The 25,317-nt window shown below is 66.3% G+C and carries 18 protein-coding genes; 13 read left to right on the forward strand and 5 right to left on the reverse strand.

The window, feature by feature from the left end:
- Positions 1-175: 175 nt before the first annotated feature.
- On the reverse strand, positions 176-1,162 hold the full coding sequence (locus tag ACFW0G_RS00165) for a S1 family peptidase (RefSeq protein ID WP_378322362.1): 987 nt from the start codon (positions 1,160-1,162) through the stop codon (positions 176-178).
- An 18-nt stretch (positions 1,163-1,180) separates the two neighbouring features.
- Positions 1,181-1,906 (reverse strand): response regulator, encoded by a 726-nt coding sequence (locus ACFW0G_RS00170; protein WP_378322363.1) that lies wholly within the window; start codon positions 1,904-1,906, stop codon positions 1,181-1,183.
- Positions 1,907-2,975: 1,069 nt separating this feature from the next.
- Between ACFW0G_RS00170 and ACFW0G_RS00175 the strand changes: the two genes are divergently transcribed.
- The gene (locus tag ACFW0G_RS00175) at positions 2,976-4,208 is read left to right on the forward strand and encodes a helix-turn-helix domain-containing protein (RefSeq protein ID WP_378322365.1); all 1,233 of its coding nucleotides are present in this window, start codon (positions 2,976-2,978) and stop codon (positions 4,206-4,208) included.
- Between the two features lie 399 nt (positions 4,209-4,607).
- On the opposite strand, the gene ACFW0G_RS00180 is transcribed toward ACFW0G_RS00175, so the two are convergent.
- Positions 4,608-5,879, reverse strand: coding sequence for a helix-turn-helix domain-containing protein (locus ACFW0G_RS00180; protein WP_378322366.1), 1,272 nt, complete (start codon positions 5,877-5,879; stop codon positions 4,608-4,610).
- Between the two features lie 75 nt (positions 5,880-5,954).
- Between ACFW0G_RS00180 and ACFW0G_RS00185 the strand changes: the two genes are divergently transcribed.
- The 5 genes from ACFW0G_RS00185 (at position 5,955) to ACFW0G_RS00205 (ending at position 11,719) form a co-directional block, all read left to right on the forward strand.
- Positions 5,955-6,176, forward strand: a complete 222-nt coding sequence (locus ACFW0G_RS00185) for a hypothetical protein (protein WP_378322367.1) — start codon at positions 5,955-5,957, stop codon at positions 6,174-6,176.
- Positions 6,177-7,459: 1,283 nt separating this feature from the next.
- Positions 7,460-7,774 carry a hypothetical protein gene (locus ACFW0G_RS00190; RefSeq protein ID WP_378322368.1) on the forward strand — a complete coding sequence of 105 codons (315 nt, stop codon included), beginning with the start codon at positions 7,460-7,462 and terminating at the stop codon, positions 7,772-7,774.
- Positions 7,775-8,052: 278 nt separating this feature from the next.
- Positions 8,053-9,279 carry a 5-aminolevulinate synthase gene (gene hemA, locus ACFW0G_RS00195; RefSeq protein WP_378322369.1) on the forward strand — a complete coding sequence of 409 codons (1,227 nt, stop codon included), beginning with the start codon at positions 8,053-8,055 and terminating at the stop codon, positions 9,277-9,279.
- Entirely contained in the window at positions 9,276-10,472 is a 1,197-nt protein-coding gene (locus ACFW0G_RS00200; protein ID WP_378322370.1) for an MFS transporter, read from the forward strand. The genes hemA and ACFW0G_RS00200 overlap by 4 nt, the downstream gene beginning before the upstream one ends.
- An 11-nt stretch (positions 10,473-10,483) precedes the next feature.
- Positions 10,484-11,719, forward strand: coding sequence for an aspartate aminotransferase family protein (locus ACFW0G_RS00205; protein WP_378322371.1), 1,236 nt, complete (start codon positions 10,484-10,486; stop codon positions 11,717-11,719).
- Positions 11,720-12,744: 1,025 nt separating this feature from the next.
- On the opposite strand, the gene ACFW0G_RS00210 is transcribed toward ACFW0G_RS00205, so the two are convergent.
- The gene (locus ACFW0G_RS00210; protein ID WP_378322373.1) at positions 12,745-14,637 is read right to left on the reverse strand and encodes an FAD-dependent monooxygenase; all 1,893 of its coding nucleotides are present in this window, start codon (positions 14,635-14,637) and stop codon (positions 12,745-12,747) included.
- Between the two features lie 205 nt (positions 14,638-14,842).
- Between ACFW0G_RS00210 and ACFW0G_RS00215 the strand changes: the two genes are divergently transcribed.
- From ACFW0G_RS00215 to ACFW0G_RS00245, 7 genes are read left to right on the forward strand one after another with little or no spacing between them, the layout of a single operon-like run.
- Positions 14,843-15,535 carry a class I SAM-dependent methyltransferase gene (locus tag ACFW0G_RS00215; protein ID WP_378322375.1) on the forward strand — a complete coding sequence of 231 codons (693 nt, stop codon included), beginning with the start codon at positions 14,843-14,845 and terminating at the stop codon, positions 15,533-15,535.
- Positions 15,532-18,696, forward strand: coding sequence for a ferritin-like domain-containing protein (locus ACFW0G_RS00220; RefSeq protein WP_378322376.1), 3,165 nt, complete (start codon positions 15,532-15,534; stop codon positions 18,694-18,696). The genes ACFW0G_RS00215 and ACFW0G_RS00220 overlap by 4 nt, the downstream gene beginning before the upstream one ends.
- A complete protein-coding gene (locus ACFW0G_RS00225; protein WP_378322377.1) occupies positions 18,696-19,958 on the forward strand; it encodes an FAD-dependent oxidoreductase in 1,263 nt (420 codons plus the stop codon). Before ACFW0G_RS00220 ends, ACFW0G_RS00225 begins: the two co-directional genes overlap by 1 nt.
- Entirely contained in the window at positions 19,955-20,968 is a 1,014-nt protein-coding gene (locus ACFW0G_RS00230) for a methyltransferase (protein ID WP_378322378.1), read from the forward strand. The genes ACFW0G_RS00225 and ACFW0G_RS00230 overlap by 4 nt, the downstream gene beginning before the upstream one ends.
- Positions 20,969-21,002: 34 nt before the next feature.
- Positions 21,003-22,544, forward strand: a complete 1,542-nt coding sequence (locus tag ACFW0G_RS00235; protein ID WP_378322380.1) for a tryptophan halogenase family protein — start codon at positions 21,003-21,005, stop codon at positions 22,542-22,544.
- A 27-nt stretch (positions 22,545-22,571) separates the two neighbouring features.
- Complete coding sequence (locus ACFW0G_RS00240; RefSeq protein ID WP_378322381.1) at positions 22,572-23,828, forward strand: cation:proton antiporter; 1,257 nt, start codon at positions 22,572-22,574, stop codon at positions 23,826-23,828.
- The gene (locus tag ACFW0G_RS00245) at positions 23,825-24,325 is read left to right on the forward strand and encodes a flavin reductase family protein (RefSeq protein WP_378322383.1); all 501 of its coding nucleotides are present in this window, start codon (positions 23,825-23,827) and stop codon (positions 24,323-24,325) included. Before ACFW0G_RS00240 ends, ACFW0G_RS00245 begins: the two co-directional genes overlap by 4 nt.
- Before the next feature lie 42 nt (positions 24,326-24,367).
- Here ACFW0G_RS00245 and ACFW0G_RS00250 read toward each other — a convergent pair whose 3' ends face one another.
- Entirely contained in the window at positions 24,368-25,120 is a 753-nt protein-coding gene (locus ACFW0G_RS00250) for an alpha/beta hydrolase (RefSeq protein ID WP_378322385.1), read from the reverse strand.
- Positions 25,121-25,317: the final 197 nt, after the last annotated feature.

The following is a 25,317-nucleotide window of genomic DNA, read 5'->3' on the forward strand; positions in this document are numbered from 1 at the left end:
ACAGCGGTGCTGGAGGTGAGGCGGGTTCCGTATGCCCCATGGTCGTGGCGGCACGAGTAACCAATGGTTGCCCCTGATTCTGGTGCGGTGCAAGGCACGCCGACAACCCGTGCGGCGCGGGGAACTCCCAGCGCCGCACGGGTCAGGCAGCGCTTTCGTGCAAGTTCGCGTCGGATCAGCCGGTGATTTGCGCTCCTACGGCGTCGAGCGCGGTGGTCACTGGCTGGAAAAAGGTCACACCGCCTGTGCGGCAGTTCCCGCCGCCCCCTGAGGTCAGTCCGATCGCACTGCCGTCGCGGGTGAACAGTGGCCCTCCGCTGTCCCCAGGCTCGGCGCACACTGTGGTCTGGATGAGCCCGGTGACCTTGCCCTCCGGGTAGTTCACGGTCGCGTTCAGCGCGGTGACCTGACCGTCGTGGAGCCCGGTCGTGCTCCCCATACGGAACACCTGTTGGTTCACCTTCGCCGCGGCCGCCTGCCTGATTCGCACGGCTTGGTCGCCGCCGATGTCAACCACGCTGGGCGCTGCGGTCGTGGCGTCGTCATAGGTGAGCAGGGAGAAATCGCCGTCGCCGGGGAACGTCGCCCGCCTGACCCTGGCGACCGGCTGCCCGCCTCGATCCAGCGACCATTGCTGCCCGGCCGCCGCGCAGTGGCCGGCGGTGAGGAAACCGGGACTGCCGTTGTTCGTGGTCACGTTGAAACCGAGGGAACAGCGGGCACGATCGGTGAAGATCGCGTCACCGCCAGCCGCGAACAGCGTGAACGCTCCTGGTGATCGCTCGACCCGCACCGCCTTGCCCCGAGTCGCGGACGTCAGCCGTTCCCACTTGTCACCCTGCACAGTGCTATCGGCGGTGACGACCGTCTCGCCAGTCTGCGCATCGACTGCCCACGCGGTGCCGGGCATGGTGCGCGCCGACGTCTCAATGTCCGCAGGCCCGGTGCCGGCGGCGTCGGCTTGCGGGAGCGCGATGGCTGCGGCGCCGGCCAATGCGATGGTAGCGGCCACCATCAGGATCTTGCCTCTGCTGATCGTTCTGTGCCGGGAGCGCATGTCGATGACCTCCATACCGTTGAACTGGTTCTTGCCTGGCTCTACGGGACGGCTCAGCGGTAGGTTCAGCGTTCTCACAGGCACGAGACGATCGGCCTTGGTCAATACATCGATCGTCTCGGCTCAGCTGGTTGGCAGGATGCGCGCCTCATTGGCGATGATCGCGGCCTGCACTCGGTTGTCACAGCCCAGTTTCTCCAGAATCCGGCTCACGTAGGTCTTGACCGTCCCTTCCCCCATGAACAGTTGCCGCGCGATCTCCGCGTTCGCCGCTCCGAGTCCGATATGGACCAACACATCTCGTTCCCGGGTCGTGAGCATGCTCACGACCCGGTTTGCCTCACGCCGCCGGCTGCTGTCGTCGGTCGCTACGCACTGCTTGATGAGGTCCTTCGTAATCTGCGGAGACAGGACGGCATCGCCGTGGGCGACCACCCGCAGTGTCCGGATGAGGTTCTGTGGGTCGATGTCTTTCAGGATGAAGCCTGTGGCACCTGCCCGCAGCGCCCGTGCGAGATCATTACGGTTCGCGGACGTCGTCAGCACGACAACCTTGACCGCGGGTGCCCGCCGGGCGATTTGCTCGATCGCGGCCAGGCCGTCGTCGCCCGGCATGCGGATGTCGATCAGTACGACGTCGAGCGGAGTCTGGCAAGCCAGTTTCACCGCTTCTTCGCTGTCCTCGGCCTCGGCGACGACGTCGATGTCCTCTTCCTGCTGCAGGATGAGCCGGATGCCGGCTCGCAGGAGCCGCTCATCGTCGGCCAGAAGCACTCGGATGTGTCTCATCGTCTCAAGCATTCGTCGAACGCTCTGATCCGCACCGATGTACGGACTGATGTCGCTCATGACAACGGATGTCGCTTGCCCGCTGAGGTGGTCTGCTTCTTTCAGCCCCGGCCCGATCGCCTTGTTATGGACCTCGGAGGCGAGCGTGGCCGATCAGTTGTCCTCGGGATCGTGCTCAACGATCTGAGCTGCGGCAGCATACGATGTCTGGTCAATGTGTGAGGAGGTCGCTCGAACATTGCGGAAGCTGCGTGGCACGGCGTCGAGACGTCGGTGAGATCCGTGAGGCCTGTCGCGCCGCCGGTCACCACCTAGGCGCCCGACCAGTGGCGCCTGAGGGCCGCGTACCTCAGCATTGGTCACCGTGTGGCTGTTCACGCGATGACCCTAGGCCTGCACCGGTCATATCCCGTTCACGCTGGTGAACACTTACGTGGCGTCGGTTCGGCGGAACCGGGCGAGGCATTGGGCGGTACTGGATGGCTTGCTGGGATCAGCATCGGCGTGGGGTCCTCGGCTGGCCGAGGAAAGTTCGCAACCGTCCTTGTGCGTGCACCGAACGTGCATCGTGGTGGCGAGCGGGCGCTACTCCTTGTCGAGCCTGCGGCTAGGCGAGGGTCGCGGGAGGTCTAGTTGCTTCAGCAGGGGAGAGTCCGCCCGTCATTTGTTGTGGCCACATACAATTGTAACGTGACTGCCATCACAATCCACTTGGCTTCGAGTGCTCCTTACTGTGAAGTAGGCGCACTGATTGTGCAGATATGGTTACGGCCTGCAAGGATACCGGATGCGTGGAGATGAACGTCGCATGAACAGACTGGCGTGCACGCCTTTCGTGGTATCCGCCGACCGTGTGGAAAATTAGGAAGCCGGATCCCTGGTCCGAACGAGGCCTATGGCCACTGTCATGGCCTCTTATTGCCATGTAATCCGTCAAGATCACTCCTTTATAATCGTTAGCCCGCTGTCGAGATCGGCAGATCCGGGATGTCATGGAACCTGGCGAACTGAGGTAACCATGCGCGAAACCAGAAGAAGGTATCCAGATTGGTTGGGGTGCCGTCTTCGCGTCGTGTCACGATGCGACGTTGAGTACATGCACAGGATGGGTAAAGGGAGGAAAGGCAGGATGCCTGACGAGAACACGCCTTTCGACCCTGATATCGGTATGCGGATCCGGGAGCTTCGTCGTATGAGGGGAATGGGTCTTCGGGTCACCGCCGAGCTTGCCGGCTTGTCGCCATCGTTTCTCTCCATGGTGGAAAAAGGAGATCGAACGCTTGATCGTTTCAGTCATATCGTGACTGTCGCGACCGCGCTACGAGTCCCTGTTGGAGACCTGATCGGTCTGCCTCAAAGGCGCGACAGCAACCCGGTAAAATCACGGCGTTTCGACGCCGATCTGTCCGGAGTGCGATTGGCGATAACCGAGCCTTCAAGCATGCTGCGGCGCACCAGTTGGACCGGAGAGGCTTCAGAGCTGGCCAGCAGGATTGATCGCGCTATCCAGAGTCGCTTGCACACTGACGCGATTCAGCTGCTGCAACGCCTGCCTGTTCTTATCGCAGAAGTACGAGGCGCGCTGTCAAGCGGGCGGAGGCAAGGTCGCACAGAACTGCTCCGCCAGCAAGCGCGCCTTTATCGCGAGGTGTGCAGTCCATTACTGCTAAGTCTCGGTGCGAAGGACCTCGGGATCGCTGCATACGAACTGGGAAAATCGGCCACTCGTCGACTCGATGACCCGCTCGATCACGCCACTGCCACGTACAGGCAGGCTGAGATCCTCTCTATACTACATTCCTATGATACCGCGGCGAAGATCGCCGAAGAGGCGATCGAGAAAATCGGATCTAATCCCCGGCACGGACATCGCGAGAAAGCAATCCGCTACATCCTTCACTCGCAGGCGGCATTCGCTCACGCCCGCGGCGGCGACATCGCGGACGCAGTGACACACCTAGATGAAAGCAAACGATACTTCGCTGCTCTCGACCACCATCACTGGGCGCTGGTCGATCGCCCGGAAGCGGGATCCGCATACGCCTCGTTGAACCGAATGTACATCCTCTTTCACCGCGGTCTTTTCAAGGACGTCGTCAACATCGGGGAACGGCTACGTCTCACCTCCGGGATATCGTTCAACTTGATGTTCCACTGCGTCCTCGGATGCTCATACGCCCAGCTGCCCGGCCACGAAGAAAGCGCCGTCAGACATCTGACGAGCTGGCGGGAGGCCGCTCCGGCCAGGCTCGGCGACGATGACGAGTACGTGAAGCAGGCGGTCACCCGCCTCGCCTCTCGCCCTACCCGCGGTAAGGTAAGCCGCCAGATCCATGACCTGGCGGCTTACCTCGATGCATAGGTTCGGAATCCTTCGGTCTGTGCGCTGTATCGACCACACGAGATTTCCAAGAACCAGCTGTATCCGAGCGGCATCGGTGGTTCTGTGTCGATGAGCGCGCCTGCGTAGCAACCCATACAACAAGGTGTCGGTAGACGCCGCGCGCATGTTCTGCCGCGGTCAGTGCTTGGCGGAGATCCGTCTCGACGCCAACGCCGCTACTCGCAGACCTTCGCACAAGCGGTGCCCTCCCCGACAGGCCACCGCGGCTACTCGACATCACATGCGCCAGGCCCGTGCTACGACGCTGGCCTGCTCAAGCTCGGCGGGCTCCCAGTCGAGCTTCCGGCGATGACCACCGTGGAATCGCTTCCGCGCGTCCTTGCCGCGTCGATCACCAAGGTGTCGCCATCGGCGCGTTCACCGTGAGGTCAGCCGCATCCGGTAGGCAAGAGCGCGCACGGTCGCGTTGACGCTTTCGTAACTGGGTTCTGTGAGCAGGTGGGTGATGGTGCGGCGGGCGTAGGGGTCGGCGTGCAGGGTATGCGGGCTGATGGTTTCGGCCTCCTGGAGGTGCGCTACGGCTTGTGGTTGACATGCGTGTATTCGCGCGAGTGCGGTTCCCGCCAGCAACTGGTACGAATACTCGTCCGCCGGGTCACGGTTCCGGATTTCACGTATATTATCCACGACCGCGGGTGCGGCGTCGAAGTTGCCGAGCACGTTGACGAGTTCCAGATTATTCAAAAGGAAAGAGGTGCGTGTGAGGCGAGGATACTCCTCGAACTGCGGCTCCAACCAGCCGAGCATCTCACGTGCCTCGGCGAGGTGGTCGAAGGCGACGGCTTCGGCGTGGGGACGGAGGCGAGCCTGCGCGAGGGCCGCTGTGATGTGCAACCTGCCGTACATGATTTTCCTACGGTGTGCGCCCAGCGATGCCGACGACAACTGGTTCGCGGCGTCGAGCGCGACGTCTGCTGCCTGCTCGTAGAGCCCGAGACGTGTGCAGAGCTGCGCCTGTTGCCAAGACGAGACGGTGTGAAGGACCAGGTCATCGGACTCGCGTGCCAACGTACTGGCTCTTTCGATGACCAACTGCACAAGGTCCATGTATCCGAGTTCTCGGAGTACCTGCGCGCACACATCCTGGTAGATGGTCACCAGGAGACGGCGGAGAAGTTTCTCCTGAGGGTGTTTCGGGGACACCAGCAGCCTGTGGATGCTGAGGATCAGATCGGGTAGTCGCTGCAGCACCTGGCCGTAACAGCATTCCAGGAAAAGAGTGCGAAGATGCCTCGCATAGGCGGTGAGGGCGTCAAGATCAGTGATGCTCACCGAATCCGACGGCGTCGACAATGGTGCTGCGGCGAGTGCCAGTCGGAGCCTGGCCGCCGCAGCGTCGAGGGAGATCCCGCCCTGTTGCCGTGCCTGCGCCAAGAAGTCCACGCCGACCAGGTCGGCGGGTGAAACGTTGAGCACATCGGCTACCGCGACAATGTGGGAAACCCGGTCAAGGTACCGGTGACCGTTCTCTATCGTTGACAAGAACGCGGGCGAGAGTCCTGCCAGTCTCGCGGCGGTACGTACGCTCAGGCCTCTGATTTGTCGATAGAAGCGGACTCGTTGTCCGATATCGCTGACGGTTTCATCGGCGGGGCTGCGTCGAGAGGGTAACGGCACGATGCCGATCATAAGTAGAGTCCATTCTCGGGAGAATAGTGCGAACGGGTTCACCCGGATGGCTAAGGTGGGTCACGGAGCGGCACCATGACCGCGCGGTCGCTGGGTGTGCGCATCGCCGAACCAGCGCGGCCTGTCGGCGAATCTGCGCAGATCGTACCGGGGCCCAGCTTCGAGTGTGCCAGGGTCTCTTTGTCGCAAGAATTCGGAACGAACATCGTTGACGAACTGCATGTTGGGGTATTCGACGCCGACGGCGTCCTGGTTTGGTGGCACGCGCGGTTCAAGGTGAGCTGCTGCGCGGTCTGACCACGTTGATCGCCCTGACGCCGGCGAAGTATCGAGAGCAGGCGGAACGAGCTGTGTCATGCGGCACCGTGGATCGTGCTGGTGCCCACGGTTGTCCCGCGACAGTGCGTGCCAGCGCAATCCCGCAGACGCCAACAGGTGATCGGTTGATGTGCCCTCGAATGGTGGCATGTCGGCAATTTCGGTGTCCGTGCGGGGATTCAAGCGGGTGGATGCGTGTTGCATGTGGAAGTGTTCACTGACGTAAACACCACCACGTGCCGTACCACTACGATGGTTCCAGTTGTCAAAGCGATGACGCTCGGGTTCGCAGCGTAGCGCCCCGGGCACGCAGTAATGCGAAGAGTGCACATCGGACCAGGCGCACAACTCTGTCTTCCTCCGCGCAGCGGTGCTGGACCAGACTGTTTGTGGTGGTGTCGCGCGGTGGCAGACGTTAGCCGAAAGGTTCATCGTGAATTTAGACGATGATTCATTGCAATTGATGCTGCAGCGAGCACTACGAGGTTGCGACGGGGCGGGCCTGCATTTCGGCGGCCACGTGCTGTCGAACAGCGGTGAACCACATCTGATGTTCCCGCTGACGGGAGCTCCTTCTATCAGCTTGTCCTTGCCGTTCACCGAAGCGACGGTTGTCGGGGCAGGAACCGGGGGGCCTCGGTGCTCGCAGCCGCACATCGGTTGCGGTAGCGGGCTGGCGAAGGCCGCAGACGGGCGGAGCCAAGCGCGTCGTTCACGTCGCGGCGGGATGTTCGTGCTGTGGCCCATTCGCCGGGCAACGGCGTCGTGGACCGGCCGACTGCTGCGGCATCATCAACGTACCAACCGGCATCCGGGCGACGATGTCGGTACCCCCACTTCGACGACAGGAGATCAGCGATGACCAACTCGTCCGCGTGTCGTGGCGGTGGGTGCAGGGGGAACTGTCGGGCGTCGCGACTGTCCGGAGTGCAGGGACGCCGGAACGCACCTGATCGATGGCAGCACAGCGTCATGCGCGGGAGGTCCGCAGGCAGGCCGACGCCGAAAGGCCTGGGACATGGCCAACGGAGAAGCGCAGCGGATGTGGAGGGGAGCGGCCGCTCTAGCGCGCCAGTGCCGTCTTGTGTGACACCACGCCGATGCGGGGGGAATGGGGTATGACCGTGCGGATGCGGCAGTGCACGGCCACGTGGCGTCGGCGAGGGTCTCGGCTGCGGCGGGTGCGCAGGCTTCCCGCGCCGAGCAATCCGGTTGATCGGCGGGCGGAGCTGGTCGATTCTCTTCAACTGTTACTCGAGGGAATGGCTGAGGAGGAAGAATGCTGCAACGGTTCCGCGCGGTGCCGACAGCGACGTGACTGTCTGGTGCGGGTCGCGGGAACGGTGCTGGCGCTGCTGGGCCAGCACCGGCTCGACCGGCACGGTGACTGTGAGTACTGCAGCACGGGGCAGCCGGAGGCGATCCGTTGTACGGTGCTGCACACTTCTGACCTGCTGCTCGGTGAACGTACCGAGGTCGCGTGGTGGCTCGCACTCGGGCTGACCCGCCGTCGCCGTACCTTGCAGCAGATCCGGGCGTGGCTCGCGCACACTCGCGCGGCGGCTCCCAGCACCTAGCGCGGCAATCAGGGGTCGCAGGGCATCCTGACCGATCCACGTGACGTGTGCGGAGAAGCTGGAAGGAACGACCGTACTGCCCGCCGATCTTCTGCGTCGCGGGCGGGCGGCCACCGCTCAGCTATTCCTCGGTCGAGGCCGAATGGAATCGCGCCCCGCGCAAACCAGGCCCGACAGTACTGTTCACGAGCGCGAACAGTACTGCGGGATTGCCGCCTTATCGTTGCGGTGCGGGACGTCGGAGTGTTCCCGGCCGGACACTAGCGGAGGGCGCGTTCATGTTCGACTATGCGGCGTTTTTCACTGAGCGTATTGAAACAACCAAGCGTGAGGGACGGTACCGGACGTTCATCGACATCGAGCGCCTCGCCGGACGTTTCCCGCGGGCGCTGTACCACCATCCAGATGGCCGCGACCGCGAGGTTACCGTGTGGTGCAGCAACGACCATCTGGGCATGGGGCAGAACCCGAAGGTGCTCGCGGCGATGCGGACATCGTTGGATCGCTCGGGCGCGGCAGCTGGTGGTTCCCGGAACATCGCTGGCACCAATCACTTCCACGTGCTCCTGGAGCGAGAAATCGCCGAACTGCACGGCAAGGAGCGCGGTCTGACCTTCGTCACCGGCTACGCGGCCAATGACGCCGCTCTGAGTGTACTGGGAAAACTATTGCCGGGCTGTGTCTTTCTCTCCGACGAGGCCAATCATGCGTCCATGATCCATGCCATGCGGTCCACCAGAGCTGAACGCCGCGTTTTCCGGCACAACGATGTAGAGCATCTCGATCGGCTGCTGTCCGCATTGGACACGGAACGGCCGAAAGTGGTGGCGTTCGAGTCGATCTATTCGATGGGCGGCGATCTCGCCCCCGTGGTCGATCTGTGCGCAGTAGCCAAGAACCACGGCGCGCTGGTCTATGTCGACGAAGCGCACGCGGTCGGCATGTACGGGCCAGGTGGTGCAGGCCTGACGGCCGAACGCGGCTGTGCCGAGGACGTGACGTTGCTGATGGGTACCTTCGCCAAGGGCTACGGCACCGCAGGCGGCTACCTTGTCGGCCCCGCACCGATCGTGGACGCGATCCGCTGTTTCGCTCCGTCCTTCATCTTCACGATTGCGTTGCCACCCGCACTGGCCGCCGCCGCGCTGACCAGCGTGCGGCACCTGCGCGAGTCCGATGCCGAGCGGCACCTGCTGCACCGCCGCGCCACTATGCTCAAACGGCTCCTGCACTACTCGGGCATCCCCGTCATGTCCGAGCAGAGCCACATCGTCCCCGTGCTAGTTGGCGACGCGCACCTGTGCAAGCAACTGGCCGACCGGCTGCTGCACCTGCACCAGATGTACCTGCAGCCGATCAACTACCCCAGCGTTCCCACTGGCACTGAGCGACTGCGCATCAATCCCTCACCGGTACACGAACCGGATGATGTCCTCCGGCTCACCCAGGCGATCAGTCGCGAATGGACCGAACTGGGCATGCACCGCACCCTCGCGGCGCAATGACCGCCTCCACCAGCGCGCTGCGCACCCCGTGGGGCAGATTCGTACTGCTTTACGCCGTGTTCTTCCTCATGGGCAGCGAAATGTACGTCATAGCGCCGTTACTGCCCACGATCGCCACGGAGCTGCGCACCGCACCGAGCACTGCAGCGTATCTGGTCACCGCGTATGTACTGAGCTACGCCCTCGCCAGCCCCCTGCTGGGAGCCTGGGCCGACCGGGCCCGCCGCAGGACCTTCATCCTCGCGGGTATCGCGGTGTTCCTCACCGGGAACCTCCTGTGCGCGGCCGCGTCCACGCTGCCGTGGCTCGTCGCCGCCCGCGCGGTGACGGGGCTGGGCGGTGCTGCCGCAGCACCGGCGATCTGGGCCTACCTGGCCGAGGCGGCGCATCCACGCCAGCGCGGCAGGGCGGTGTCCTTCGGCGCCGCGTGTTACGCGCTCGGGCAGGTCGCCGGGATCCCGGCGGGCACGATGATCGCCGCCATGTTCAGCTGGCGCGCAACCTTCACCACGATCGGCCTCGCACTCGCCATCATCCTGCTCGGCGTGACCCGATATGACACCGGCCCCGCACCGACCCGCCCGGCCCGGCGCACGGCGGGGCGGCTCTGGCGCGACTCACGGGTCAGCCTCGCACTTGCCGCGACGGCGGCGCTACAGGGCGCACGACTCGGCGCCTTCACCTTCACCGGAATCCTCTACACCCAACGCTTCGGCTTTACCCTGCACGGTCTCGGCCTGACCGGGCTGATAGTCGGATGCGGCTCGCTCATCGGCTCGCTCGTCGCCGGCCCGGCGATCGACCGGGCCCGCCTGGCAGGACGGCACGAGATCGGCCTCTCCGCGGCCTGGGGGCTGCTGTTCACCGCCTCGATCGTGACCGCGCTGGTGTCGGAAGGTCTCGTGGCCAGCCTCGCCGGCCTCACCGGATGGTTCGTCGCCGGAGGTGCCTTCTACAGCACCCAGCAGGCCTACCTCAGCACAGTGGTGCCCTCGCGGCGGGCTACCGCGGTGTCCTGGAACAACGCGATGATGAACGCCGGTGCCGCCGCCGCGACCAGCATGCTCGGACTACTCCCCGTAGGCGGCGCCGCATTCGCGGTCGTGGCGGGAAGCCTGGGCGCCACCGCCGTCGCACTGTCTCTCACCCTGGTGGGCAGGGACCGCTGCTCCCGGCCCGCCAGCCACCATTGAACGGAGGACGCGTGCATCGACCGACGATCAGCCACGCCGACGGCGTGTACCTGTACGACCAGAACAGCAAGGAGTACCTCGACGGGTCCTCCGGTGTCCTCAACACCAATCTCGGACACCGCAATCCCGACATCATCGCCCGGATCATCGACCAACTCGACCGGGTGTGCTTCGTGCACCGATCCCAATTCATCTCCGGCGCCCTCGATCAGCTGACCCAGACTCTGGTGTCGATCGCACCGGTGGGCCTCGACCACATCGAATACTCCAATTCCGGCTCCGAAGCCAACGAATGCGCGCTCCGCGTCACCCTCGCCTACCACCACCGCAACGGCGAGCACCGACGACGGCACGTGCTGACCGAGAAACCCAGCTACCACGGCATGACCGCGGGAGCGCTCTCCCTCTCAGGCCATCCCCAACGGCGAACCGCGGCCTTCGCACCACTCCTCGACAACCACGTCGCCACGCCGCGTGTCACGCCCCGCGCAGGACAGCTCCGCGCGGGGCTGGGCGAGTGGATACGAGCCATCCGTGCTCGCGGACCGCAGAACATTGCGGCCGTCCTGATCGAGCCCCTTGGAGGTGCGTCCTCGGGCGCCGCGCCGATGTCACTCGAAACCGTGCGCGGTCTGCGCTCCCTGGCCGACGAGCACGGATTTCTGCTCATCGCCGACGAAGTGATGAGCGGCCTCGGCCGCACCGGATCCTGGTGGGCGATCGACACCGCTGGAGTCACCCCCGACCTGCTCACGACCAGCAAAGGCCTGACCGGGGGCTACACCAGCCTCGCCGCAACCCTCATCAACCGCACTGTCGCGCAGGCCTTCGAGGGCGACATCGGCTCCGTGATCCACGGGCACACCATGTCGGGCAACCCCTTGGCCGCCGCGACCAGCCTCGCCGTGCTCGACTACACCATCGCCCACGACCTTCCGCGTCGTGCCGGAGAACTCGGCGTCCGCCTGCGTGCCCAACTGGACGTGCTCCGCACACGCCACCCATGCATCACGGACGTCCGCGGACGCGGACTGATGCTCGGCCTCGGTCTCACCTACGCTCCGCACCGCCCCTCCACCAGCGCCCGGCAGCTCACCATCGCCGCCCGGAACGCAGGGCTGATTCTCTGTCCCGCCGGAATCAACACCACTACAGAATCTGTCCTGATCGCACCCCCACTGACCAGCACCGAAGACGACATCGACGAACTCACCCGACGACTGGACGCCGCACTCACTGCCTGCTGACCCCACGCTCGCCCGGACCTCATCCAGGCGAACCCTGCCGGTATCATCCCGCCTCCTGGCGTATCGGAAACACGGCAGCGTGCCCCGCCGGCGCAATACACATGCGCAAAGCGAAGTGGAGAGGTGTACTTCACGCCTAGCGCCGGAGTGGGAGAGACCGCGGCTGAAACCGAGAACTGGCGCCCCACCAACAGCGCAGCAAGGGAGGTAAAGACCCCCTTCGAGGTCGATGCTGGCGACGGATGGACCGGTAGGCGATACGCACCCCCGGAACGACACGCCGCCGTGCATACCTTGCGCGATAAAGGTGCTGGTATCAAGGTGTCGGCGGTCATGTAATTCCCCACCTGACCGGATGGTGGCGTGTACGTCGTGGATCTGGGCGTGACGTTGCATACTGTCCCTCACCGCGCGCGGCGCGGGAGCACCCTTGGCGAGAAGGACGTTTGACCTGGGATGATCGTTCTTGTCGAGGGAACGATCATCCATGAGTAAAAGGAGCGCCTGCTGGTGGTGACCGCCGACGACATCGATCGCGCGAGTCTCATCCCGGTCGGCGTGATCGAACACTGCAGCCCGGGAGACTGACCCGGGCCCGCCGGGCCGTGAAGGAGGTGTCTTCACGAACCTCCCGACACGTACCCTACGGCTCCGTCAAGGTCGAAGGCAACGCCCACCGGCTTTTAAGGCCATCAAACGACAGATGTACGGCCGCACCAAGCTCGACCTCCTCCGCGTTCGCGCATGTGCGTGCCGTAGGACGGCTCGCCAAGGCGCGGCAGCTCGGCTGGTTCGAGCGCCGCCCAGAACGGGTGAGCGCTTCCTCCAGATTCGTCGTCGGCTCGAAGGTACACGACAAGTTCGCGGAATTTCGTAATACAGGACTTTTAATCAGCGCAACGGCAGTGTCATCTGCTCGGAGGCGAACTATTCGAACAATTTTGGGCGTTTCATCTCCGGTGGAATTTCGACGTTTCTCGGAAATGCAATGATCACGTTTACGCGATGGGGCTCTACGGGTCGTCCTAAACCGGCACATGCTGTCGTCTCGTTCTTATTGTGGAAGCCTGTTTGAAGGCGGGCGCGGGTCGCCGCCGCGCTGGTGGCCAAGCACGACAGCGCAGTGCACCTATGGGCAAGGCGGAGAGGGCGTCCTGCTCGCTCCGCCGGCGTGGCTGCCTGCCTGGCCGCCGCTGGGATGGTCGGCGTGACGGCGGATGCGTGGGCACTGCCACGCTGCACGGGATTAATAGATACCCCCTGAGCTCCGGGGTTCCGCTGAAACCGCCGTAAACTATCGGTAGCTCGGGCCACCGGGTTGGGTAAGCACGGTGTCCAAGTGCGTAATGAGCGGCTCCACCGACGCAGGGGGCGGCGAGCGCGGCGATGTGCCCGTCTGGTCGCACCAGCACCAGGCGTGCGCCGTCCGCTTGATAGGCTTGGTAAGCCGCGTGCTCACTGGCCGGTATTACGTGTGTGGTAACGGACGCGCTGTAGCGGGCAGCGAGCTGGGACCCGAGTTCGTCGGTGTCCATGTTGTCGGCGGAGAACACCAGCACGTGGTAGCCCGCGCCGTACGTCAGGTCCAGGATGCTGCGCGCGCCGTCACGGGTCGGCTTGATTGGCGCGTACGGCGCGCGGTCGCCAGGCTTTAATGCGCCCGCGGCGGAACCGACCGCACGGCTGCCGCGGTAGGTGATCCACAACTGCGAGAACATGTGAAAGAACAGCCTGCGCACCGGGGGAAGCCTGCTGACCACACCGACGACGCGCGTGGCCACGTGGGCGCGCATCCAGCTGGCCATGGGATTGTTGGCGGTCTCCAGCTTGAAACCCAGGTCGGTGCGTTTCAGGACACTCTCCGCGATCGGCCGGCGCTCGGATTCGTAGGTGTCCAGCAGCCACATCGGCGCTTCGCCGTTGACCACCTGCGCGAGCTTCCAGGCGAGATTGACCGCGTCGCCGATCCCCAGGTTGAGTCCCTGGCCGCCAGCTGGATTGTGGATGTGCGCGGCGTCGCCGACCAGAAACGCGTTGCCGACACGGAATCGGGACGCGAGACGGCTGTGGAAGCGGAACATCGATGCCCAGACCACCTCGCGCAGGCGTGCGTCCACTTTGAAGTAGTCGTCAAACCAGCGCTGTAGGTCGGCGCTCTCCAGGGGGGCGTATGACTCGTGTGACGGGCCGCCGGGCTGCGCGGGCGCCTGGTGCAGCGCGGGCGGCACGACGCCGAAGAGTCGGCAGCGGCCGCTCGCCAGCGGGAGGATGCCGACGAAGCCGCCGCGAGTCAGGTTGAGGCGCATGCCCTTCACCCCCAGGTCGACGTCCAGCGTGACGTCGGCGAGCATGCCGGCCTGTTCGTAGGTCTTGCCGTCGAATTCCTGGCCGAGGAACCGGCGGATTGTGCTGCTCGCGCCGTCGGCGCCGACCAGCCAGCGCGCGGTGACCGTGGCCGGGCCGTCCTCAGACTCGATCCGGACCCGCACGCCGTCGCCAGTGTCGATCAGATCCTGCACTTCCGAGTCCCAGGCGACGGCGACTTCGTGTTCCCCCAACGCTTCGACCAGCAGTCGTTCAGTCTCGAACTGTTCCAGGGCGAGTGCGTAGGGGAAGCGGGTCTGGGCCGCGACGCCCTCGCCGGCCAGAGGCATGTCGCCAGCGTGCCGGCCGCTCTCGTGGATCGCCACGTCGGTGATGGGCAGCCCCTGGGCCACCGCCGCTTCCGCGACGCCGAGACGGTCCAGGAACTCCAGCGTCCGCGCGTGCACGATGGCCGCGCGGGCTTGCTCGACCGGACCCGGCTTGCGGTCCACGATCCGGACGCGCACGCCGTGCTGCACCAGCATGAGCGCGGTGCACAGCCCAGTCGGGCCCGCACCCACCACGAGTACGTCGCAGTCGTATTCGTCGCGCATCGGACTTCCCCATTCGCATCGCCGATTCTGTGTGAGCGAGTATCGCGAGCGACCGGCACGCGCCACATCACCCGGCGTGGTGTGTGATGAGCAGATCTCCCCACGTGAGCGCGCAGGTTCTGCACTGTGGCCCTTTTGGGCAGGTGCGGGCGGCATCGATCGTGACAGTTGACCACGCACCGATCGCTACGAAGCCGGGAGTGCCATGAGCGCAACGGAACCGTATTTCGACGACCTCGCCGAGCTCTACGAGCGGTTCACCCAAGTCCGGGACGCCGCGACGAGTCCGGTGCGGTCGTGGCTCACCGAGCAGCTGCGGACCGGGGTGCGCGCGATCGACGTCGGCTGCGGCGGCGGGAACAACTGCCGCCTGCTTGCCGACCGCTATGACGAGGTCGTGGGCGTGGACATTTCGCAGAAGATGCTGGACATCGCCAAGACCAAGCCGTCCCGGGTGCCGGTACGCTACAAGTGCTGCAGCGCCATCGATCTCACGCCCGACCGCGACGGCGTGTTCGACTTGGTGATGTCGGTGAACGCGGTGTTCCACATGGGATCTGCCGACGTCGTGCTGCCGAGACTGCGCAACCTGGTGGCGCCCGGCGGCCGGCTGGTGATCATCGACGTGACGCAGTCGGACGGCGGGGCCGAGCCGCGCGAGCAGAGCGCGTACGCGTTCGAGACCGGGAAGATCATCTACGACGTCTCCGGCGATGTGGAGTCGGCCGTGGACTCGATCCGGATGATGCTGCACCCGCGCTGGCTGGAGATGAGCGCGCAGGCGGCCCCGCTCACCGAGACCGAGTTCGCGCTCCAGTACGAGAAGTCGCTGCCGGGTGTGCGGATCACCAAGGACGTCATCCCCACCATGAGCGCGGCCGTCTGGGACGCTGCGTGAGCGTCTTTGACCTGCCGCGGGTGCACTTCGCCGGGGTCGCCGTCACCAGGTTGCCGACCGGTCCGCGCGCGGGGCTGCTCGACTTGGAGACCAACCAGGCGGTGACCGACGATGGGGTGTTCGACACTGACCGCCCAGTCAGCGAGTACCACGAGCTCTTGGCGGCCAAGGGAACCAACTTCGAGGGCAACGGCCACTTCTGGATCGACGCGCAGGTGGTCGGCTGCGAGCTGTCGCCGGGCGTGGTCGGCGTCGCGGACCTGTTGGTGGGGCGGCAGCTCGATCTATGGGGCCACTACTGCGAATACACCGCCGGCACTGCGAACCGATCGCGCGTCTTTGACGTGGACCCGGCCTCGAACTGGACGACCACGGTCATGGTGGGCCAGCTCGCGCTCGGCCGGCTCGGCCGTTCGCACGAGGTCGGCTACCTGGTCACCGGCGACGTGTCGGGGATGTGCCCGCCGCGCTGGCAGAACACTGCCTACGTCCGGGACGACAGCCTCGATCCCCGGTTCCGGCGGTCGGTGGTGCACCAGTTCGTCGTGGACCGTACGGACGGCCTGAACTGGCTGGCCGGCGCGGTGGACTCGCCCACGCTGGTGCGGCTGCGCGAACTGGTCGAGTCTGGCGCGGCCGATGGACTGGTGGTGCAGTTCGCGATGACCAACATGGCCACGCCCACCGCCAACGGCGAGCCGGACTTCTGGGACCTGCGCGGCACAATCGCCGCGTGGCACGCGACGGAACTGCGCACCTACCCGTCGGGCCGGCTGCTCACCCCACGCGTCGCCGGGGATTCGGCGCTGCACAACCTGTCCATTCAGGTCGACGACGCCATCGTCACCGCGAATCTGGTGAGCGCGATCCCGGTGACCAACCGGGCCGACACTCGTGGTCCCGGCCCGACGCACCGGGTCGGGCCGTTCGCCGACCTGGGCGATCTCGACGTGCGGACCAGCTCGGGTACGGTGCTCGCGACCATTTCCCGCGAGGCCTACCTCGGCGAGGCGTACCGGCTCAGCTCGGGCGTGCTGGTGGTGCCCCGGTTCGACGGCGGCGTCGGCAATCCCGGCGAAGCCCTGGTGATCACCACGTCCGACGGCACGGTGTTGGCCCGTGAGGAGGAGACGGTCGTCGAATCCGACGAGGCGGCTCTGTTCCTTGAACACGAGAACCCGAAGACGGGGGAGGACCACGCGGTCGAGATCCCCATCCGCTCGTACGTGCGTGGTGAGCCGGCCCGTGTGGACCGTATTCTCGTCCGGCAGTACGTCAACCCCCGCGGCCGGCCGCTCGAAAGCGACCACGAGGACGTGCGGATCGCGGCGTTTCTGCTTGCCGGGCAACAGGACTACCAGCCCGAGTGCGTGGCGTCGACCGACGAGCACGGGCAGGGCGCGATCGCGATCAAAGGAATCCGGGGCGGCGCCGCCAAGATCCTGTTGCTGCCCGACGGCCAGGAGCTGCCGTGCGGGGAGAACGCCGCCCAGCGTTACGACAACGACGACGAGCAGGGTTACTGGTCGGCGGTCGGCAGCGTGGCGGTCCGGGTGCTGCCCAACCACTGGCACCTCGACGACCTGCCGGACAGCGAGATCACCTTCCACACTCTCTACCGCGAGGCGCTGGCGTACTACGAGCTGCAGTACTCGTTCATGCGCGCCGAAGTGTTCAGCCTGGCCGATGAGTTCAAGGTCGAGCCGTACGCCCGGCTGATCTGGCACGTCTCCGATCCCCAGCACAAGTCGAAGACGTTTTACATGCCGCCGACCCGCGACATGAGCGCGCCGCAGATCCGGATGATGCTGCGCTACCTGCTGGCCGACGAGGCGCGGCGGCAGACCCCGCCCACGATGGTGCAGCAGCACCGCAAGCTCGGCGTGATCTCCACCAAGGAGCAACTGCTGCACGCGCTGTACCAGGCGGCGGCGATCGAGCTAGCCACGATGATCCAGTACCTCTATGCGGCGTACTCAGTCCCCCTCCACAGCGCGGGCCGGCAGTACGTCGATCGCGGCGAATGGACCCCGGAGCAACTGCTGATCGCGTGCGGCGAGGGCACACAGTCGTGGAGCAACGGCATCCGCGGCAGCCTGATGTGTGTTGCCCGCGAGGAGATGATGCACTTCCTTGCCATCAACAACATCCTGATGGCCATGGGGCGGCCGTTCCATCTGCCGCGGCTGAACTTCGGCGACATCAATGGCAAGGTCTGCGTGCCGCTGGAGTTCTCGCTCGAAGCGCTCAACCTGGCCAGTGTGCAGCGTTTCGTCGCTCTGGAGCAGCCGCACGAGCTGATAGAGGAGGTCGAGGGCAACGACTCGACGGCACTGCGGCCGGACGGTGAGCCGTACCAGTACGGGTCGCTGAGTGAGCTGTACGCGGCCATCCGCGAAGGCGTGCAGGCGGTGCCCGGCGTGTTCCTGGTCAAGAAGGGCCGGGGCGGGGGCGCGCACCATCTGTTCATGCGCGAGTCGGTCAACGCCGTGCACCCGGACTATCAGTTGGAGGTCGACGACGTCTCCAGCGCGGTGTTCGCCATCGACTTCGTCACCGAGCACGGCGAGGGCGGCCACATCCCGTCCACGCTGCCGGCCGAGGAGTCGCACTTCGACACTTTCCTGCGCATCTCCGAGCTGCTGATCCACGAGCGGGCCCAGGGCCCCAACGACCGCCGGATCCCGTGGAAGCCGGCCTATCCGGTGATGCGCAACCCCACGCTGCGGCCCGGCAACCCAGCGATGGACCTGGTCACGTACGAGCCGGCCCGGCTGGCGATGACGGTGTTCAACCGCTCGTACTTCATGTCGATGCAGCTGATGGTGCAGCACTTCGGATACAGCCTGGACAAGAGCCTGCGCCGTTCGCGGCTGATGAACTGGGCGCTGGACATCATGACCGGCGTGCTGAGGCCGCTGGGCGAGCTGATCGTCACGCTGCCGTCGGGCCGTCCCGGCCGCACCGCTGGTCCGTCCTTCGAGCTCGACGAGGAGCCCGTCTACATCCCCCGTCCGGACGTCGCCGTGGAGTGGATGGCGCGCGAGTTCGATGAGATCGCCGCGCTGGCCCGCAAGTGCACCCGCCTCACCCCGACCGTCGCAGACCTGCTCGCGTTCATCGGCGAGCAGCTGCGCGCGATGGACCTGAAGGACCTGTGATGACCAGAGTCGAACACACCCCGGCTGCGTCCACCACGGTGTGCGTCGTCGGCGGCGGCCCGGCCGGTGCGATGCTCGGGCTGCTGCTGGCCCGGTCCGGTGTGGACGTCGTGGTGCTGGAGAAGCACGCCGACTTCCACCGCGACTTCCGTGGCGACACAGTGCATCCGGCGACGCTGCAGATCCTGGACGAGCTCGGCCTAGTGGACAAGTTCCACGAGCTGCCGCACCAGAAGGTCACGACGATCGGCGTGGTGCAAGACGGCAAACGCATCAACATCGCCGACTTCCGCCGGCTGCGGGTGCGCTACCCGTACATGGCCTTTGTGCCGCAGTGGGACTTCCTCGATCTGGTCACCGCCGAGGCCGCCCGGTATCCCGCCTTCCGGCTGATGATGCGCACCGAAGCGCTGGACGTGGTGCGGGAGAACGCCCGCGTGGTCGGCGTCCGGGCGCGCGGGCCGCAGGGCGAGTTCGACATCCGGTCCACGCTGGTGTTCGCTGCGGACGGTCGGCACTCGGCGATCCGCCGCGCCGTCGGCGTGACGCCCCGGCTGATCGGCTGCTCGCTCGACGTGATCTTCTTCCGGATCTCGCGCCGGGACACCGATCCGGACGAGGGCATCTGTGTGCGCATCGGCAACGGCAAGATCTTCGGCGCCACCGACCGCCGGACCTATTGGCAGATGTCGTACGAGACCACCAAGGGCGGCCTGGACAAGGTGCGCCGCGCCGGGATCGACGCGTTCCGGGCCGATCTCGCCGCGCTGGTGCCGTTCCTCGCCGACCGCGTTTACGAGGTGTCGTCGTTCGACGACCTCAGCCTGCTGGAGGCCCGCATCGACCGGCTGGAACGCTGGGACCGGCCCGGTCTGCTGTTCATCGGCGACGCGGCGCACGCGATGTCACCGGTCGCGGGTTTCGGCGTGAACCTCGCGGTGCAGGACGCGGTCGCCGCGGCCAACGCGCTCGTCGCGCCGTTGCTGCACACGCAGCGGACCGGCGCCGCGTTCGACGACTCACGGCTCGCTGCGATCCAGCGGCGGCGGCTGGCCACCGCGCTGTCCCAGGGACTGCAGCGGGCGACCCAGCGCTTCGGCATCGACGACGCCCTCGACGGTTCGGGCCAGCCTCCGGCACCCAAGTTGTTCGAGAAGCTCGCCCCGGCGCGATGGTTGATGAGCCGAATCATCGGGCTCGGTTTCCGTCCCGAGCACGTGCGCACCCCGGAAGCAGCGCAGATCGAAGGGATCCCAGGATGACCCCGCAGGGACCGCCGCCCGAGGCGCGGATGATGTCGATGATCATGGCTTACTGGGTGACCCAGATCGTGCATGCCGTCGCCGCGCTGCGGATCGCCGACCACCTAGCGGACGGCTCCCGGACGGCGGCGGAGCTCGCGGAGCTGACCGGCTGCGACCAGGACGCGACAGCGCGCCTGCTGCGTGCGTGCGTCACGCTGGAACTGGCCGCCGGACGGCCCGACGGCACATTCGCGAGCACCCCGCTGATGGCGCTGCTGCGCGAAGGCGTGCCGCATTCCTTCCGGGACATCGCGATCGTGCACGGCTCGCCGGGGCACTGGCTGTCCTGGGGCCAGTTCCCGGACGCGGTGCGGGCGGGCGAGCCGCAGACCAAGGCCGCGCTGGGCATGGGCATCTGGGACCACTACGCCGGCAACCCGACCGAGGGCAGCCGGTTCATCAACTCCATGACCGAACTCACCGCCGGGCTGTCGGAGGAGATCGCCAAGCTGCTGGACACCACCGGCGTCGGCGTCACGGTGGACGTGGGCGGTGCCAACGGCGCGCTGCTGCACGCGCTGCTTCGGTCCAACGCCGAGATGCGGGGCGTGGTACTCGACCTGCCCGTCGTCGAGGCCACGGCGACCGCCGAGGCAGAGAAGGCCGGGCTGGACGACCGGGTCACGGTGGTCGGCGGCTCGTTCTTCGACCCGATCCCGGCCGCAGACCTGTTCCTGCTCAAGGCCGTGTTGCACAACTGGGACGACGACGCCTGCGTGCGCATCCTGTCCAACTGCCGGGCCGCGCTCAACCCCGGCGGCCGCGTCGTGGTGGTGGAGATGCCGCTGGGCCCGATCGGCGAACCCGGCTTCGCCCCGCTGCTGGACCTGAACATGCTCGCGGTCGTGTCCGGCAGGGAACGGGACCTTGACCACTACGACGCCTTGTTCACCGCGGCCGGCTTGCGACGGACCGGCGTGACACCGACCCGTTCGCCGCAATGCCTGATCGAAGCCGTCACGGCATGACCGGCTCCCTAGCACCAGTCAATGGAGGATCTTGATGTTGAGAAATGTTGTGGTCGTCGGCGGCGGCACCTCGGGATGGATGACCGCGTCGTACCTGACGGCGGCGTTCGGCGGCCGGATCTCGGTGACCCTGGTGGAATCGGACCGCGTCGGCACGATCGGCGTCGGCGAGGCCACGTTCAGCACGGTGCGCCACTTCTTCACCTATCTCGGACTGAAGGAGAAGGACTGGATGCCCGCGTGCAATGCCACCTACAAGCTCGCGATCCGGTTCGAGAACTGGCGTGAGCCGGGCCGCCACTTCTACCACCTCTTCGAGCGGCAGCGGGTCGTCGACGGGTTCACCCTGCCCGACTGGTGGCTGAGCGCGCCGTCCTCGGACCGTTTCGACAAGGACTGCTTCCTCGTCGGCACGCTGTGCGACAACCTCAAGTCCCCGCGCCGCATGGACGGGGTCCTGTTCGAGGGTGACCTCCCCGGGGAGCGGTCCACCTGCCGGACCACGTTGTCAGAGCAGACGACGCAGTTCCCCTACGCCTATCATTTCGACGCGACGCTGCTAGCGAACTACCTGCGCGACTACGCGGTGGCGCGCGGCGCGCGGCACATCGTTGACGACGTGGTGGACGTGGCGCAGGACGAGCGCGGCTGGATAAGCCACGTCACCACCAAGCAGAGCGGCGACCTCACCGGTGACCTGTTCATCGACTGCACCGGCTTCGGCAGTATCTTGCTGGGCAAGACGCTGGAGGAGCCGTTCGTGTCCTATCAGGACACGCTGCCCAACGACAGCGCCGTTGCCCTGCGGGTGCCGCTCGACATGGAGCACAAGGGGCTGCGGCCGTGCACCACCGCTACCGCGCAGGAGGCGGGCTGGATCTGGACGATCCCGCTGTTCGATCGCGTCGGTACCGGCTATGTCTACGCCAGCGACTACAGCACGCCCGAGCGGGCCGAGCAGCGGTTGCGGGAGTTCGTCGGCCCGGCCGCCGACGACCTGCCGGCCAACCACATCAAGATGCGGATCGGCCGCAGCCGTCGGCACTGGGTGCACAACTGCGTGGCGGTCGGGCTGTCCAGTGGCTTCGTCGAGCCGCTGGAGTCCACCGGCATCTTCTTCATCCAGAACGCCATCGAGCAGCTGGTGAAGCACTTCCCGGACACCGACTGGAACGACGGACTGCGTGATTCGTACAACCAGTTGATCAACCGGTGCATGGACGGCGTGCGGGAGTTCCTCGTCTTGCACTACTACGCGGCCAAGCGCCAGGACAACCAGTACTGGCAGGACGCCAAGAAGCGGCCACTGCCGGACGGTCTGGCCGAGCGCATCGAGCGCTGGCGCACCCGCCTCCCCGACGCCGAGACGGTCTACCCGCACTACCACGGCTTCGAGTCGTACTCGTACGTCTGCATGCTGCTGGGGCTCGGCGGGATCGACCTCAAGTCCTCGCCCGCGCTTGCGTTGCTGGACTCGTCGTCGGCGCGGCACGAGTTCAAGCTCGTCGCCGAGCAGGCCGCTGAGCTCGAGCGCACGCTGCCCACCCAGTACGAGTACTTCGCCCAGTTCCACTGACAAGCCGGCCGAACAGGAAGGGTGAATATGGTTCTGCAGAACGGCGTGCACCTGCTCATCCTGCTGGGTGCGCTGTGCGTGGCCGCAGCGGTCGGACGGATGCTGGCCCGGTTGGCACGGTTGCCATCGGTGATCGGCGAAATCATCGTGAGCCTGCTGCTTGGCCCGGCGTTGCTGGCCACCGCGGGCCCGGCGGTGTTTGCCGCGGCGCTGCCCCAGGACCTCCTCGCGGTGCTCAAAGAGATCGGCGAGGCGGGCATGGTGCTCTTCCTGGTCGGCATCGTCCATCGGTTCGACCACGGGCCGGGCGGACTGCGCGGCAAGGGGGTGCGGCGGATCTCCATCGCGTCGTTCGTGATCCCGCTGGTGGCCGGGTTGGCGTTCGCAAGCTGGGTGCTGTGGCTGGCACCGCCGCAGCTGCGGGGCCAGGCGGCCACGCCCGCGCTGGTGCTGTTGCTCGCGGTCACGATGAGCGTGACGGCGGTCCCGGTGCTGGCGCGCATCGTCGAGGAGCGCAGGGTGGCCCTCGGCCGCTCCGCCGAGCTGTCGATGATGGCGTCCGTGCTGATCGACACGCTGTCCTGGTTGCTGCTCGCGGTCGCATTGGGCCTGCAGAGCGGCGGCCTCGGCGGTGTCCTCCAAGCATTTGTGGTTCTCGCGATCGGCGGCGTGGTCGCCTTCGCGGCGCACCGGGGCTTGGCCACCCCTGGGGTGACCCGGCTCAGCGCGAGCAATCCCCGCCTGGTCGCGGTGGTGCTCGGTGCCCTCGCGGTGACGGCGGGGGCAGAGGTGCGCCTGGCGGGGCTGACCGCGGTCTTCGGCGCGTGCCTGGTCGGCATGATGATCCCCAAGACCGAGGGCTGGCCGGCGGTCGTCACGTTGATCGGCCGCGTCGGCCGGGCGTTCGTCCCGGTGTATTTCGTGGTCGCTGGCACGGTGGTATTCACCGGCGGTGTGGCTGCGCTGCCGTGGCTCGCGGTCGTGCTGGCCATCGCGTTGGGCATTCTCGGCAAGGTGCTAGGCGGATACCTCGGCGCCCGGTGGGGTGGCGAGGACCGGTTGACCTCGGTGCGGATCGGCGTGCTGCTCAACACCAGGGGGCTGACCGAGATCGTAGTGCTGCAGGTCGGTTACGCCGCCGGCCTGCTTACGCCGGGGCTGTTGGTGGCGCTGCTGGCGATGGCGCTGGTCACCACGGCGCTGACCGGGCCGCTGCTCGATCTCGTCGATCGCTGCACGGCACGGCGGAAAGCACTCCCGGAACGGGAAGGTGCGACTCCATGACCATTTCCTGCGGCGTCACCCCGACCGGATTCCGTTCGCTGATGGCGAGTTTCCCGACCGGCGTCGCGGTGATCACCACGTTCGACCCGGACGGCACGCCGTGGGGCATGACGTGCTCGTCGGTGTGCAGCGTGTCGGAGACGCCGCCGACGCTGCTGGTCTGCGTTCGGGACGGCAGCCCGACGCTGGCCGCGATGTTGCGGCGGGGCAAGTTCACCGTGAACTTGTTGCACCACGGCGCACGTCCGGTCGCCGAGCTGTTCGCCTCTGGCGACCCGGACCGCTTCGACCGCGTCGACTGGGAGGACCCGCCCGCGCTGGGCGGTCCACACCTGGTGCGGGACGCGCACGCGATGGCCGACTGCCGGATCAGTCGCTGGCAGCAGATTGGCACCCATGTCGTGGTTTTCAGCGAGGTCGGGCACGTCACGCACCGGCCGGGGGAGCACCCGCTGCTCTACGGGATGCGGCAGTATGCGGCCTGGCCCGTTGGTTGAACGCACAAACAGCGGGGCGCCCCCGCCGTTTGTGGTGTCCGGTTAGCTGCGGTCGATGATCCAGTCGGTCGCCGCCCTGATCACTGGCGCCTGCCAGTACCCGCCCTGCGGACCGCTGATCTCCACCAGCCGGTGTGGGCAGGTGAGCACGTCGGCCGCGGCGCGGGACGACTCCAGCGGCACATCCGTCGGGCCGGCGCCGTGTACGATCAGCGTCGGCGCGGCGATCACGTCGAGCACACCGCGTGGCTGCAGCCAGAACACCTCGTTGAGCATTGCTCGGCCCACCGCGAACGTCGGCGACAGCCGCATCCGCCCGTCTGCCAACAAGGCCCGCCCTGCCAGCTCGTCGAGGAAATCGCCGGTCCACGCGGGCTGCGCGTCGACGAAGTGCTCCTTGTAGTCGATCAGGGGATTGAACAGCACCAGCCGATCCACCTCAGGGCCCTTGCGCGCGGCGTAGCCGGCCGCGACCCCGCCGGTCAGCCCAGTGGCGATCAAGGTCCCCAGCATGCCGGGGAAGTTCTCGCGCAGGTGCGTCAATCCGGAGCTGATCGTGTTCAGCAGCGACGAGAGGCTGAGTTCTTCGTGGTTGCCTTCGCTTTCCCCGTGTCCCGGGAGGTCGAAGCGCAGGCTCGCCGCGCCGCGCTCGGCTAGCTCGGCGGCCAACCGCGGGTAGAAGCCGTTCTGCTCGCGGGTCGCCCCTTCGCCGTGCAGCATCAGCACCGCATGGCAGGGAGCCGACTCGGGTGCCACCAGGGTCGCGGCCAGTCGCAGGCCGTCGTGGGTGCGCACCGTGGTGTGACGCGGTGTTCCGACTGTGCGCATTGACATCGCGGCCCCTTGCTCTCTTGGTCAGATCGAGGCCACCAGAGTCGCCTGTGGACGGTCCGGCGAACACATGCGAGCGACGGATTCTATTGCCTCGCGCGGTGTCAGCTGTCGGTTCGGCCCCAATCGCGTGGGGTGCGGGCACCACAAACACTCTATCG

Source organism: Amycolatopsis sp. NPDC058986 (assembly GCF_042741125.1).
Taxonomy (GTDB): domain Bacteria; phylum Actinomycetota; class Actinomycetes; order Mycobacteriales; family Pseudonocardiaceae; genus Amycolatopsis.